This window comes from Pseudomonas fluorescens, from assembly GCF_902498195.1.
Taxonomy (GTDB): Bacteria; Pseudomonadota; Gammaproteobacteria; order Pseudomonadales; family Pseudomonadaceae; genus Aquipseudomonas; species Aquipseudomonas fluorescens_BU.
Window position 1 is genome coordinate 318301 of the sequence record NZ_CABVIY010000009.1, and the last position, 12676, is coordinate 330976.

12 protein-coding genes are annotated in these 12676 nt (G+C 58.3%); 9 read left to right on the forward strand and 3 right to left on the reverse strand.

The annotated features are described in order from the left end of the window. Window positions 1-173 precede the first annotated feature (173 nt). Both F8N66_RS29595 and F8N66_RS29600 read right to left on the reverse strand, forming a co-directional pair. Window positions 174-518, reverse strand: coding sequence for a pentapeptide repeat-containing protein (locus F8N66_RS29595; RefSeq protein WP_150773447.1), 345 nt, complete (start codon window positions 516-518; stop codon window positions 174-176). A 91-nt stretch (window positions 519-609) separates the two neighbouring features. Continuing rightward, window positions 610-2166, reverse strand: coding sequence for a bifunctional aminoglycoside phosphotransferase/ATP-binding protein (locus F8N66_RS29600; protein ID WP_150773448.1), 1557 nt, complete (start codon window positions 2164-2166; stop codon window positions 610-612). 117 nt (window positions 2167-2283) lie between these two features. Between F8N66_RS29600 and mrcB the strand changes: the two genes are divergently transcribed. The 3 genes from mrcB to F8N66_RS29615 are packed head-to-tail and all read left to right on the forward strand — an operon-like array spanning window position 2284 to window position 5694. Next, on the forward strand, window positions 2284-4608 hold the full coding sequence (gene mrcB, locus F8N66_RS29605; protein WP_150773449.1) for a penicillin-binding protein 1B: 2325 nt from the start codon (window positions 2284-2286) through the stop codon (window positions 4606-4608). Window positions 4609-4624: 16 nt separating this feature from the next. After that, window positions 4625-5359, forward strand: a complete 735-nt coding sequence (locus F8N66_RS29610; RefSeq protein WP_150773450.1) for a hypothetical protein — start codon at window positions 4625-4627, stop codon at window positions 5357-5359. Continuing rightward, on the forward strand, window positions 5359-5694 hold the full coding sequence (locus F8N66_RS29615; protein ID WP_150773451.1) for a YqcC family protein: 336 nt from the start codon (window positions 5359-5361) through the stop codon (window positions 5692-5694). The genes F8N66_RS29610 and F8N66_RS29615 overlap by 1 nt, the downstream gene beginning before the upstream one ends. 50 nt (window positions 5695-5744) lie before the next feature. Here F8N66_RS29615 and F8N66_RS29620 read toward each other — a convergent pair whose 3' ends face one another. After that, a complete protein-coding gene (locus F8N66_RS29620; RefSeq protein ID WP_150773452.1) occupies window positions 5745-6167 on the reverse strand; it encodes a DUF4124 domain-containing protein in 423 nt (140 codons plus the stop codon). A gap of 400 nt (window positions 6168-6567) precedes the next feature. On the opposite strand from F8N66_RS29620, the gene F8N66_RS29625 reads away from it, so the two are divergent. From F8N66_RS29625 to msrQ, 6 genes are all read left to right on the forward strand, one after another. Next, the gene (locus tag F8N66_RS29625; RefSeq protein WP_150773453.1) at window positions 6568-8292 is read left to right on the forward strand and encodes an acetolactate synthase 3 large subunit; all 1725 of its coding nucleotides are present in this window, start codon (window positions 6568-6570) and stop codon (window positions 8290-8292) included. A gap of 2 nt (window positions 8293-8294) precedes the next feature. Beyond that, the gene (gene ilvN / locus F8N66_RS29630) at window positions 8295-8786 is read left to right on the forward strand and encodes an acetolactate synthase small subunit (protein ID WP_003205610.1); all 492 of its coding nucleotides are present in this window, start codon (window positions 8295-8297) and stop codon (window positions 8784-8786) included. 48 nt (window positions 8787-8834) lie between these two features. Then, window positions 8835-9851 carry a ketol-acid reductoisomerase gene (gene ilvC / locus F8N66_RS29635; RefSeq protein ID WP_007909969.1) on the forward strand — a complete coding sequence of 339 codons (1017 nt, stop codon included), beginning with the start codon at window positions 8835-8837 and terminating at the stop codon, window positions 9849-9851. A gap of 145 nt (window positions 9852-9996) precedes the next feature. Next, window positions 9997-10854 carry a CDP-diacylglycerol--serine O-phosphatidyltransferase gene (gene pssA / locus F8N66_RS29640; protein WP_150773454.1) on the forward strand — a complete coding sequence of 286 codons (858 nt, stop codon included), beginning with the start codon at window positions 9997-9999 and terminating at the stop codon, window positions 10852-10854. Between the two features lie 63 nt (window positions 10855-10917). Further along, the gene (gene msrP, locus F8N66_RS29645) at window positions 10918-11931 is read left to right on the forward strand and encodes a protein-methionine-sulfoxide reductase catalytic subunit MsrP (protein ID WP_150773455.1); all 1014 of its coding nucleotides are present in this window, start codon (window positions 10918-10920) and stop codon (window positions 11929-11931) included. Beyond that, complete coding sequence (gene msrQ / locus F8N66_RS29650; RefSeq protein ID WP_150773456.1) at window positions 11931-12551, forward strand: protein-methionine-sulfoxide reductase heme-binding subunit MsrQ; 621 nt, start codon at window positions 11931-11933, stop codon at window positions 12549-12551. Before msrP ends, msrQ begins: the two co-directional genes overlap by 1 nt. Window positions 12552-12676: the final 125 nt, after the last annotated feature.

Sequence of the window (12676 nt, forward strand, 5' to 3'; positions counted from 1 at the left end):
CGTGATTGTTTGGTCGTTTTCGACGCAAATGCTTCTAAGAGGCAGGGGCTTGAGGGGGCGTGAAAGTTCACGAATGAAGTAGCAGGAGGGGTGAAGAGGGTGGAAAGCGTGTCAGACCTGCCCGAAGTCCAGTGCGAGGCGGGGGCACCGGACTTGTCACGTTGTGATGGGGTTCAGCGGGTGCGGTAACGCAGTCGAGTACCGAAGTTCATCGACATCAGAATCTCGTCAGCACTCAGCTCGGCCGGAAAGTAAGCACCGGAAATCTGTGCATGACCCAGGCTCGCGCCTTCGAGCGACGCCTTGCGAAAGTCGATGCCGCGCAAATCGGCGGAGCGGAAGTAGGCATCGGTAAAGTCGACGCCGTCAGCGTTCAATTCGCGCAAATCCAGGCCGCGAAAGTCCCCGCCGACCATGTCGATAGGCCCGTCCTTGGGGCGCTCATTGTTGAAACCTGTGATGTCGTCTTTGTGCAGCAAGGCATAAAGCGGAGTGTCGAGAAGTTTTGGCTGGCTCATGTCACATCACCTGTTGGTTTTATGACGCCAGTATAGTGCCACTATTTAACAGCCGTGAAGCGGGCAAAGGCCTCACGGCTGAAATAGTTTTTTACAGACCTGGCAGGCGTTGGCGAATTTGCGCGACGACCGTGTCGAGCGTTCCGCTTTCATTGGTCTGGACACGTTTGCTGCAGAGGATTTCTGCCGGAGTCAGGGCTTCGCGGCTGGCTTGCTGGGCTTCGATGACCGCCAGCGTTGCGTCGGATGGATCAGTTTTATCGGCCTGACGCAGGGCTAGCCACGATTCGATCACCGCTTGCGGCGCATTGCAGTCGAGGATCAGGAACGGCGTACCCGTGGCTTCGGCAATTTTGGCTGCGCTGCTGCGCTGGTCGTGCTTGAGGTAAGTGGCGTCGATCACCACCGGGAAACCGGCGCGAAGGATGATGGCGGCAATTTCATGCAAGCGGTTGTAGGTCGCGGTGCTGGCGTCGGTGCTGTAGATGCCGGCTTGCAGGTCGTTTGCAACGCTTTGTTCGCCGAACAGGCGCTTGCGTTCAACATCGGAGCGCAGACGAATCGCACCCAGTGCTTCTACCAGACGCATCGCAACGTGGCTCTTGCCGACGGCGGAAACCCCGTGGGTGATGGCCATGAAGCGCGAAGGAATGGTGCTGTAGCTTTCCGCCAGGTTGGCGTAGGTGCGGTATTGGCGCAGGGTGGTGGCGCGCTGCACCGGTGTCGCGTCGGCCGGCATGCTGAACAGGCTGACCTTCGCACGAACCATGGCGCGGTACGCTTTATAGAAGTTCAGCAGCTCCAGACCCTGGTAGTCACCGGTCAGCTCCAGGTACTGGCTGATGAAGCGGCGTGCCAGGCACTTCAGGCCGCGGTCTTCCAGGTCCATGGCCAGGAAACCGGCGTCGGCATACACATCGGTGAAACGGAACGGTTCGTTGAATTCGATGCAGTCGAAGATCACGACGGTACCGTCGATTAGCGTGGCGTTACCCAGGTGAATGTCGCCATGGCATTCGCGGATGAAGCCGTCGGCCTTGCGCTGGATGAAGGCCGGCTTGAGGCGGTCGAAGCTGCTCTCGGCCCAGGCTTGCAGGGCGTCGAGTTGCAGCAGGTCGGCCTTGTCGCTGAGGAATGGGCGGATCTGGTCGAAGTTCTGCCGCACCGGCGCCATGACGCTGTCTGGCGTACCGGCATCGTGTTCGGCCGGGACTTTGGGGGCGCTCAGGTGGAAACGGGCAATTTGCGCCGCCATGGCATCGATGTGCGCAGGGGTCAGTTCGCCATTGGCCTGCAGGGTGCTGAGCAAACCGTCTTGTGGGAACTGGCGCATTTTCAATGCGTATTCGATCGCGGGGCCTTCGCCGTTGAGTTGCGGTGCTTCGCTGCTGCCAGTGATCGGCAATACTTCGAGATACAAGTCCTCGGTCAGGCGCTGATTCAGGCGCAACTCTTCGCCGCAGAAGTGTTCGCGAGCGTCTAGGGTGGTGAAGTCGAGGAAGCCGAAATTGACCGGCTTCTTCACTTTATAAGCATAGGGGCCAGTGAGCAGCACCCAGGAAATATGGGTCTCGATGACCTTGAACCCGTCGACAGGATGCGGATAGAGGGCCGGGTTTTGCAGGGCAGCGATCAGGGACTGGCTCACGGGGGTGATCCTTCAGAGTCGGGGAAAATTCAGGTCGTCATTATGGCGGCTAGCCAGCCTAACGCAAACTCGGAGGGCTCCTGTTGAGTATGAATAAAGTGCGTATAATCCGCCGCCATGACTCGTACTCGAACCCCCCGTACCCCTAAAAAACCACCCTCCCGAGGCCTGCGGCCCTGGCTGGGCTGGGCCCTTAAACTCAGTCTGGTCGGCCTTGTGGTGCTGGCCGGCTTTGCCGTTTACCTCGATGCCATCGTGCAGGAGAAGTTCTCCGGCAAGCGCTGGACGATTCCGGCCAAGGTTTATGCGCGGCCGCTGGAACTGTTCGTCGGACAAAAGCTGAGCAAGGACGACTTTCTTACCGAGCTCGATGCGCTGGGCTACCGACGCGAAAGCGTAAGCAACGGCCCCGGCGCGGCGGCGGTCAACGGCAATACCGTGGACTTGAATACCCGTGGCTTCCAGTTTTATGAGGGGCTGGAGAGTGCTCAACCGGTGCGCGTGCGCTTCTCCGGCGACTATGTCGCCGAACTCTCGGCGACGAACGGTTCGAAGCTGTCCGTGGTACGCCTGGAGCCGCTACTGATCGGCGGGATTTACCCGAAAAACCTCGAAGATCGCATTCTGATCAAGATCGATCAGGTCCCGCCGTACCTGCTGGAAACCCTGGTCGCCGTGGAAGACCGGGATTTCTACAGTCACTGGGGCGTCTCGCCCAAATCGATTGCACGAGCCATCTACGTCAACACCTCCGGCGGCAAGATGACCCAGGGCGGCAGTACGCTGACGCAACAGCTGGTCAAGAATTTCTACCTGACCAGCGAACGCAGCCTGACCCGAAAGCTCACCGAAGCCATGATGGCGATGCTGCTGGAGTTGCATTACGACAAGCGCGAAATTCTTGAGGCTTACCTCAATGAAGTGTTCGTCGGTCAGGATGGCCAGCGCGCGGTGCATGGTTTCGGCCTGGCCAGCCAGTTCTTCTTCGGGCAGCCATTGTCCGAACTGAAGCTGCATCAAGTCGCAATGCTGGTGGGCATGGTCAAGGGTCCGTCCTATTACAACCCGCGTCGCAACCCTGAGCGGGCGCTCGAGCGGCGCAATCTGGTGCTCGATGTGCTCGAGCAACAAGGCGTCGCCACCGCCGAGCAGGTCGCGGCTGCGAAGAAAATGCCGTTGGGCGTGACCACGCGAGGCAAGCTGGCGGACAGCTCGTTCCCTGGCTTCCTCGATCTGGTCAAGCGTCAATTGCGCGAAGACTATCGTGATGAAGACTTGACCGAAGAAGGCCTGCGCATCTTCACCAGCTTCGACCCGATCCTGCAGATGAAGGCTGAAGCGTCGGTCAACGACACCTTCAAACGCCTGTCCGGGCGCAAGGGTTCCGATGACGTAGAAGCGGCGATGGTCGTGACCAATCCGGAAACCGGTGAAGTCCAGGCCATGATCGGCAGTCGCCAGGCCAGCTTTGCCGGTTTCAACCGCGCGCTGGATGCGGTGCGTCCCATCGGTTCGTTGATCAAGCCGGCGGTATACCTGACAGCGCTTGAGAAACCGAGCCAGTACACCTTGACCAGTTGGCTGTCAGACGAGTCGTTCTCGGTCAAAGGTGCGGACGGTCAAGTCTGGAAGCCGCAGAATTATGATCGCCGCTCCCATGGCACGGTCTTCCTTTATCAAGGGCTGGCGCATTCCTACAACCTGTCGACCGCGCGCCTCGGTCTGGCGGTAGGCGTACCGAATGTGCTCAAGACCCTGGGGCGCCTGGGCGTGAGTCGTGAGTTCCCGGCATTCCCGTCGATGTTGCTGGGGGCGGGCGGCATGACCCCGATCGAAGTGGCGACCATGTACCAGACCCTCGCCAACGGTGGTTTCAATACCCCGATGCGCGGGATCCGTAGCGTACTGACCGCCGAAGGCGAACCGCTCAAGCGCTATCCGTTCCAGATTCAGCAGCGCTTTGATCCTGCGTCCATCTACCTGATCCAGAGTGCCATGCAGCGGGTCATGCGAGAGGGCACCGGCAGTTCGGTTTACAACGTGCTGCCCAAGACCCTGACCCTGGCCGGCAAGACCGGCACCAGTAACGATTCCCGGGACAGCTGGTTCGCCGGCTTCAGCCAGGATTTGCTGGCAGTGGTCTGGTTGGGCCGTGATGACAACGGCAAGACGCCGTTCACCGGCGCCACCGGTGCGTTGCAGGTCTGGACCAGTTTCATGCGCAAGGCCGATCCATTGCCGCTGGACATGCCGCAGCCGGATAATATCGTTCAGGCCTGGGTCGATTCGCGGACCGGTCAAGGCTCTGATGCCAACTGCCCGGGCGCCGTGCAGATGCCGTATATTCGCGGCAGCGAACCGCCTCCCGGTGCCGCTTGTGGTGGCGAAAGCCCTGCTTCCGGTGAAACGGTGATGGATTGGGTCAAAGGCTGGATGAATTAAGCAAAGAGGGTTTCAAGTGAACAAGTGGTTGATTCCAGCGGTTACCGCCGTGGCTTTGCTCAGCGGTTGCTCCACCGTACAGCGCGGCTCTATTCCGGTTGTCGATTCCGGTACAGCCGTTTCCAACAGCGAGCGGGTCTCGGCGAATGGCGGTTTCCGTCAGTCGACCGTCAAGCGTCCGGCGCAAGCGCAGGTGCAGGAAATTCCGCAAGGCGATACCGGTGTCGTCGTGATGGTCCCGGGTGGTGGCGCAACGACGTCGACGCCGATCAGCACCACCCCGATCACCCCGGGCCCGATTACGCCGGGGCCGATTGATACCGCGCCGGTGCAGTCTGCGCCGATCAACCAGGGCAGCTACAGCATGCCGTCGGCGCCGAGCGGGATTCCTTCGGCCAGCGCCGGTGGCTTGTCCGCTGACGAGCAACTGGATGGTCCGGTCCTGGCCTTGTTGACCACTGCCCAGCAGCAACAGGCGGGCGGTGACCTCAATGGCGCGTCATCCAGTCTGGAGCGCGCCCAGCGCGTCGCCCCGCGTGAGCCGCAAGTGCTTTATCGTCTGGCGCAAGTGCGCATGGCCCAGGGCGATGCGCCGCAGGCCGAGCAGTTCGCCCGTCGTGGTCTGACGTTCGCCAACGGCCGTCCAGCCCTTCAGGCCAGTTTGTGGGAGTTGATCGCCCAGGCGCGGGAGAAGCAGGGTGACTCTTCGGGTGCGGCATTGGCCCGTCAGAAGGCGAAGGTTTCGTCGTGATGGATACGCGCTTTCCGAAGATCGCCGATCAGTTGCTGTTGATTGAGCGTGAGTTGCGGGTGCAAGGCTGGTGGGACGAGGTTGCGCCATCTGCTGAAGCGCTATCGAGTGTCGAGCCCTTTTCGGTCGATACCCTGGACTTCGAACAGTGGCTGCAATGGATCTTCCTGCCGCGCATGAAGGCGATCCTCGAACAGAATCTGCCCCTGCCAAACGCTTCGGGGATTCAGGAGATGGCCGAAATGGTCTTCGCCTCCCGTAACGTGCAGGGCAAGGATCGACAGCTGCAGGTGCTGCTCAAAGAGTTCGATCAACTGATCACGGCTGCTCGCTGACACCGAACGCTTGTAGGCGCCCGTGGATGCCCGTGGGTGCCTACGAATGCCTACTGGCAGTTATCTGCTATCTGCTTCTGCGTTTCGCCTATACGCTCTTGCCGCTGAGTGTCATCCAGGCGACGCAACTCTCCCTCCACTTCCTCTCTGAGCCGCGGGTTGTTCTGCAACTGCGCAAGGTTTGTTCGCGCCTGATCACAAAACACCTTCAGTTCTGCCTGTTGCTCGGCGACCTGCTTTTTGACGTTTTTGTCGATGGCCTGTTGATCGCCTATCGTGCCGCTGTTCAAGGGGGTGGCCGGTTTCGGGCTGGGCGAGGAAGGCGTCAAGACGACAGTGGTTTGCTGGCCAGGGGGCGGTTGTGCATCAAAGTGAGTAACGCCCTGGGCGTCGACCCACCTGTAAATCGGTGCAGCCATGCTCATTGGGCTGAGGCCGATCAACAGACCGGCGGTCAGGAATAACGCTCGCATGTCATTTCCTTGTCTCGGGTTGCGCAATTGAAGCTAACACACTTGCGTTTTCGCGGTTTTTTCTTGCTTTCTCATGTGCTTAGTTCAATAAAGCACATACACGACTTGACTTGCAGGGGACGAAACAGAAGAATCCAAAGTCCGCTGTAGAGGGACTGCCAGAAGCAGACCCACTCGGCAGATCATGAGGCGCACATCCGCGCCGACCTGTTACACCCGCAACGCGTTACCTCGCGCTGGGTGGGAAAGGCCCGCAACACTTGGGACGATCCCAATACTTGCTCAGTCAGTGCTGACGTAGTCGGCGACCACCGTCGCTCATGCTCTGCTGAGAAGTAAACCTATTAAGACCCGTCCCTTTTTTCGTGGACGGTATTCTGGCGTTTTAGAGGTGGACAACGTGGAGCTTTTATCTGGCGGTGAAATGATCGTCCGCTTTTTGCGTGACGAAGGCGTCAAGTATATCTATGGGTACCCGGGCGGTGCCGCATTGCATATCTACGATGCGCTGTTTAAAGAACCGACCGTTCAACATATTCTCGTCCGTCATGAGCAGGCAGCCACTCACATGGCTGACGGCTATGCGCGTGCCACCGGCAAGGCCGGCGTTGTACTGGTGACCTCGGGTCCCGGCGCGACCAACGTCATTACCGGCATCGCCACGGCGTACATGGACTCCATCCCGATGGTGATCCTGACCGCCCAGGTGCCTAGCACCATGGTGGGTACCGATGCATTCCAGGAAACCGACATGATCGGTATCTCCCGGCCGATCGTGAAACACAGCTTCATGATCAAGCATGCGTCGGAAATCCCGGAAGTCATGAAAAAAGCGTTCTATCTGGCGCAATCCGGTCGTCCTGGCCCGGTCGTTGTCGATATTCCGAAAGACATGACCAATCCGGCCGAGAAATTTGAATACATCTTCCCGAAAAAAGCCAAGCTGCGTTCCTACAGCCCGGCCGTTCGTGGTCATTCGGGTCAGATCCGCAAAGCCGTGGAAATGCTGTTGGCGGCCAAGCGTCCGATCATCTATGCCGGTGGCGGCGTCATCATGGGTAACGGCTCCGCGCCGTTGACCGAGCTGGCGCAACTGCTGAACGCTCCGGTGACCAATACCTTGATGGGCCTTGGTGCTTATCCGGGGAATGATCGCCAGTTCCTCGGCATGCTCGGCATGCACGGCAGCTACACCGCCAACCTGGCGATGCACCATGCCGACGTGATCCTTGCAGTCGGCGCACGTTTCGATGATCGCGTGATCAACGGCCCGTCGAAGTTCTGCCCGAATGCCAAGATCATTCACATCGACATCGACCCGGCTTCCATCTCCAAGACCATCAAGGCCGACGTGCCTATCGTAGGTCCGGTGGAAAGTGTAATGACCGAAATGGTCGCTACCTTCAAGGAGATCGGCGAGACGCCAAACAAGGAAGCGGTTGCGACCTGGTGGAAGCAAGTCGAAGAGTGGCGTGGCGATCGCGACATGTTCCCTTACAACAAGGGTGACGGCAGCATCATCAAGCCGCAGACCGTGATCGAGACGCTCAGCGAAGTGACAAACGGCGACGCCTATGTGTCCTCCGACGTGGGCCAGCACCAGATGTATGCGGCGCAGTACTACCGCTTCAACAAGCCGAATCGCTGGATCAACTCCGGTGGCCTGGGCACGATGGGCTTCGGTCTGCCGGCAGCCATGGGTGTGAAGTTGAACTTCCCTGATGCCGACGTTGCCTGTGTGACCGGTGAAGGCAGCATCCAGATGAACATCCAGGAGCTGTCGACCTGCCTGCAACATGACTTGCCGCTCAAGATCATCCTGCTCAACAACGGTGTGCTCGGCATGGTTCGCCAGTGGCAGGACATGAGCTACGGCGCGCGTCACTCGCATTCCTACATGGAATCGTTGCCTGACTTCGTCAAATTGGCCGAGGCCTATGGGCACGTTGGGATGCGCATCACCGACTTGAAGGATTTGAAGCCGATGATGGAAAAAGCATTCGCCATGAAGGATCGCCTGGTGTTCCTTGATATCAAGGTCGATGCCAACGAGCACGTCTACCCGATGCAGATCAAAGACGGCTCCATGCGCGATATGTGGCTGAGCAAGACGGAGCGTACCTAATCATGCGTCACATTATTTCCTTGCTTCTGGAAAACGAACCCGGCGCTTTGTCTCGCGTAGTCGGCCTGTTCTCGCAGCGCAACTACAACATCGAAAGCCTGACCGTGGCGCCAACCGAAGACCCGACCCTGTCGCGTCTGACGCTGACCACCGTGGGCCACGATGAGATCATCGAGCAGATCACCAAGAACCTGAACAAACTGATCGAAGTGGTCAAATTGGTCGACTTGTCGGAAAGTGCTCACATCGAGCGCGAACTGATGTTGGTCAAGGTCAAGGCCACCGGCGCCCAGCGCGCCGAGATCAAACGCACTACCGATATCTACCGTGGGCAGATCGTCGATGTCAGCGCCAGCGTTTATACCGTTCAGTTGACCGGTACCAGCGACAAGCTCGACAGCTTCATCCAGTCCATCGGCACCGCTTCGATTCTGGAAACCGTCCGCAGTGGCGTTACCGGTATCGCCCGCGGCGACAAAGTACTCAGCATCTAAACCAAATTAGCGAATGGCCTGAACGGCCTGGATATATAGGGGAAATTCATGAAAGTTTTCTACGATAAAGACTGCGACCTGTCGATCATCCAGGGCAAGAAAGTTGCCATCATCGGTTACGGTTCCCAGGGCCACGCTCAAGCGTGCAACCTGAAAGACTCCGGCGTAGACGTTACCGTTGGCCTGCGTAAAGGTTCGGCCACTGTCGCCAAGGCCGAAGCTCACGGCCTGAAAGTGACTGACGTTGCTTCCGCTGTTGCTGCTGCCGACCTGGTCATGATCCTGACCCCGGACGAGTTCCAGTCCTCCCTGTACAAGAACGAAATCGAGCCGAACATCAAGAAAGGCGCCACCCTGGCCTTCTCCCACGGCTTCGCGATCCACTACAACCAGGTTGTACCGCGCGCCGACCTCGACGTGATCATGATCGCGCCAAAGGCTCCAGGCCACACCGTACGTTCCGAGTTCGTGAAAGGCGGCGGTATCCCTGACCTGATCGCGATCTACCAGGACGCTTCCGGCAACGCCAAAAACGTTGCGCTGTCCTACGCTGCTGGCGTGGGTGGCGGTCGTACCGGCATCATCGAAACCACCTTCAAGGACGAGACTGAAACCGACCTGTTCGGCGAACAAGCCGTTCTGTGCGGCGGTACCGTCGAGCTGGTGAAAGCCGGTTTCGAAACCCTGGTTGAAGCTGGTTACGCGCCAGAAATGGCCTACTTCGAATGCCTGCACGAACTGAAGCTGATCGTTGACCTCATGTACGAAGGCGGTATCGCCAACATGAACTACTCGATCTCCAACAACGCCGAATACGGCGAGTACGTGACCGGCCCGGAAGTGATCAACGCCGAGTCCCGTCAGGCCATGCGCAACGCCCTGAAACGTATTCAGGACGGCGAATACGCCAAGATGTTCATCAGCGAAGGCGCTACCGGCTATCCTTCGATGACCGCCAAGCGTCGTAACAACGCCGCTCACGGTATCGAAGTCATCGGTGAGCAACTGCGCTCCATGATGCCGTGGATCGGTGCCAACAAGATCGTCGACAAAGCCAAAAACTAAGTCTGACCCTTGTACGAAAAACGCGGCCCAGGCCGCGTTTTTTCGTTTGGATGGCTGGTTCTGGTATAAAGCTGCATCGTTTGCGAGGCGAACCGGCGTCGCAGGCATTTGTCGAAACTTTCCACCCCGTTGCAAGGTATTGTCCATGAGCGAACGTCCCGAAGAGCCAAACAAGGCCTCTGACGCCGAAAGCCTGCTGCCCATCGATGAACATGTCGAAGAAGGGCATGACGCTGAAGGCCGTAAAGTCCGGCATCGTGGTATCTATCTTCTGCCGAATCTGTTCACCACTGCGAACCTGTTCGCAGGGTTTTATTCCATCATCAACTCGATGAGTGCCCAGAGCGCCTTGAGTGCGGGTGACTCTCTGGGGGCCAGCAAGTATTTTGCGTTCGCCGCCATCGCGATTTTCGTCGCCATGGTGCTCGACGGCCTTGATGGTCGTGTGGCGCGCATGACCAATACCCAGAGCGCCTTCGGTGCCGAGTACGACTCGTTATCGGACATGGTCGCTTTCGGCGTAGCGCCGGCATTGCTGGCGTTTGGCTGGGCCCTGGGTGACATGGGCAAGGTCGGCTGGATGGTCGCCTTCATATATGTCGCGGGCGCGGCGTTGCGCCTGGCGCGCTTCAATACCCAGGTCGGCACGGCCGACAAGCGTTACTTCATTGGTCTTGCCAGCCCGGCCGCCGCGGGTGTGGTAGCGGGGATTGTCTGGGCGTTCAGTGATTACGGCATTCAGGGCTCCAAGATGTCTTTCCTGGTGGCGCTGATGGTCGCAGCCGCCGGTATGCTGATGGTCAGCAATATCAAGTACAACAGCTTCAAGGAGCTGGACCTGAAGGGGCGCGTGCCTTTCGTGGCGATTCTCGCCGTGGTGCTGGTGTTTGCGGTGGTGTTCAGCGATCCGCCGCGCATCCTGCTGCTGGTTTTCCTCGCCTATGCAGCGTCCGGTCCGGTGCAATATCTGTTACACCTTCGTCGACGCAAAAGCGCCGAGTGATGTAATTTCCCTCATACTCCGCAGTCTGTTGGTGCATCTGTTCTCCAATGCTGCGGAGTAGCCATGCTGATCAAAGTCCCCAAAGTATCCGACTGCCATGAATCGGATGTCACGCCTGAATCCATCTATCTTTCTCGACGTCATGTATTGGGTGCAGCCGCTGCCGGTATCGCCGTGAGCGCGATGCCGCGGTGGGCCAGTGCCGATGAGACTGCGCGTTATGCGGATGTAGAGCCTGGGAAGGCGCCTTCCTGGTTTAGTGAGAAACTTCCCTCGACCCGGTGGGGAGCGGTTAACGTCAAGGATGAGGCGATAACCCCTTTCAAGGATGCAACCCACTACAACAACTTCTATGAGTTCGGCACTGACAAGGGCGATCCCGCTGCCAATACCGGTGCGTTGAAGACTGAGCCATGGACAGTGGTGGTGGATGGCGAAGTGGGCAAGCCAGGGCGCTATGCGCTGGAGGACTTCATGAAGCCTTATCAACTGGAGGAGCGCATCTACCGCCTTCGTTGTGTCGAGGCCTGGTCAATGGTTATTCCATGGCTGGGTTTTCCTCTTTCGGCTTTGCTTCAGCAGGTGGAGCCAACCTCCAGCGCCAAATTCATTCGCTTCGAAACCCTGCAGGATCCAAAGAGCATGCCCGGGCAGCGTTCCGGTTTCGCGCTGATCGACTGGCCTTATATAGAAGGGCTGCGATTGGACGAGGCAATGAATCCGTTGGCGATTCTGGCGGTCGGGATGTACGGCCGCGAGTTGCCGAATCAGAACGGTGCGCCATTGCGATTAGTGGCGCCGTGGAAATACGGCTTCAAGAGCATCAAGTCCATCGTGCGCATCAGCCTGGTGAGTGAGCAGCCAAAAACGACCTGGCAAAGCATCGCCTCGGACGAGTATGGCTTCTATGCCAATGTGAACCCGACTGTTGATCATCCACGCTGGACCCAAGCCCGTGAACGTCGTCTGCCGAGTGGTCTCTTCAAGCCGAATGTGCGTGACACGCAAATGTTCAATGGCTACGCGGATGAAGTGGCTTCTCTATATGCAGGGCTCGATCTGCGGAAGAACTACTGATGCGGTATCCGCTTTGGCGTATGGGGGTGTTCTTCGCCGCGTTGGTGTGGCCACTGCTTTGGTTGTACCAGGCCTGGCAAGACGCACTTGGTCCTGATCCGGGTAAGGTGCTGGTTGACCGGTTGGGATTGGGCACGCTTGTTCTGTTGCTCATTACATTAAGCATGACGCCGTTGCAGAAGCTCACTGGCTGGGCAGGCTGGATTGCTGTCCGGCGGCAGATTGGGCTGTGGTGTTTCGCCTATATCGTCCTGCACTTGAGCGCCTACCTGGCATTCATCCTTGGCTTTGATTGGTCGCAGTTGGGCGTCGAGTTGCGCAAGCGTCCATACATAATTGTCGGGATGTTGGGCTTTGTGTGTTTGTTGGCGTTGGCAGTGACATCCAATCGATACAGTCAGCGGCGATTAGGCGGGCGCTGGAAGAAGCTGCATCGTCTTGCTTATGTAATTCTCGGGCTCGGATTGCTGCATATGCTCTGGATTGTGCGTGCCGATCTGAAGGAGTGGTCGGTCTACGCCTTAATAGGAGGGGTGTTATTACTGTTACGACTACCGCCAGTAGCCCGCCGAATTCCGCGTTTAATGGCTAAAAAGACACCTTCAGCGAAAAAGGCGTAATTAGAGGTTGACGGCAGATTTCAGATGTCTATAATTCGCCCCACTTCCGGCGCAGTCGAAACGGAAAACTCCTTGGTAAACAATGAGTTACGTAGGTTTCGACAGCAAGTTGCTTCAGGTCATCG

What these genes read in the sequence shown, in the direction of transcription:
- F8N66_RS29620 (WP_150773452.1), bottom strand. Translation starts at nt 6,167, where the DNA reads ATGCGAGCGTTATTCCTGACCGCCGGTCTGTTGATCGGCCTCAGCCCA.
- pssA (WP_150773454.1), top strand. Translation starts at nt 9,997, where the DNA reads ATGAGCGAACGTCCCGAAGAGCCAAACAAGGCCTCTGACGCCGAAAGC.
- msrQ (WP_150773456.1), top strand. Translation starts at nt 11,931, where the DNA reads ATGCGGTATCCGCTTTGGCGTATGGGGGTGTTCTTCGCCGCGTTGGTG.
- F8N66_RS29615 (WP_150773451.1), top strand. Translation starts at nt 5,359, where the DNA reads ATGGATACGCGCTTTCCGAAGATCGCCGATCAGTTGCTGTTGATTGAG.
- ilvC (WP_007909969.1), top strand. Translation starts at nt 8,835, where the DNA reads ATGAAAGTTTTCTACGATAAAGACTGCGACCTGTCGATCATCCAGGGC.
- mrcB (WP_150773449.1), top strand. Translation starts at nt 2,284, where the DNA reads ATGACTCGTACTCGAACCCCCCGTACCCCTAAAAAACCACCCTCCCGA.
- F8N66_RS29595 (WP_150773447.1), bottom strand. Translation starts at nt 518, where the DNA reads ATGAGCCAGCCAAAACTTCTCGACACTCCGCTTTATGCCTTGCTGCAC.
- msrP (WP_150773455.1), top strand. Translation starts at nt 10,918, where the DNA reads ATGCTGATCAAAGTCCCCAAAGTATCCGACTGCCATGAATCGGATGTC.
- ilvN (WP_003205610.1), top strand. Translation starts at nt 8,295, where the DNA reads ATGCGTCACATTATTTCCTTGCTTCTGGAAAACGAACCCGGCGCTTTG.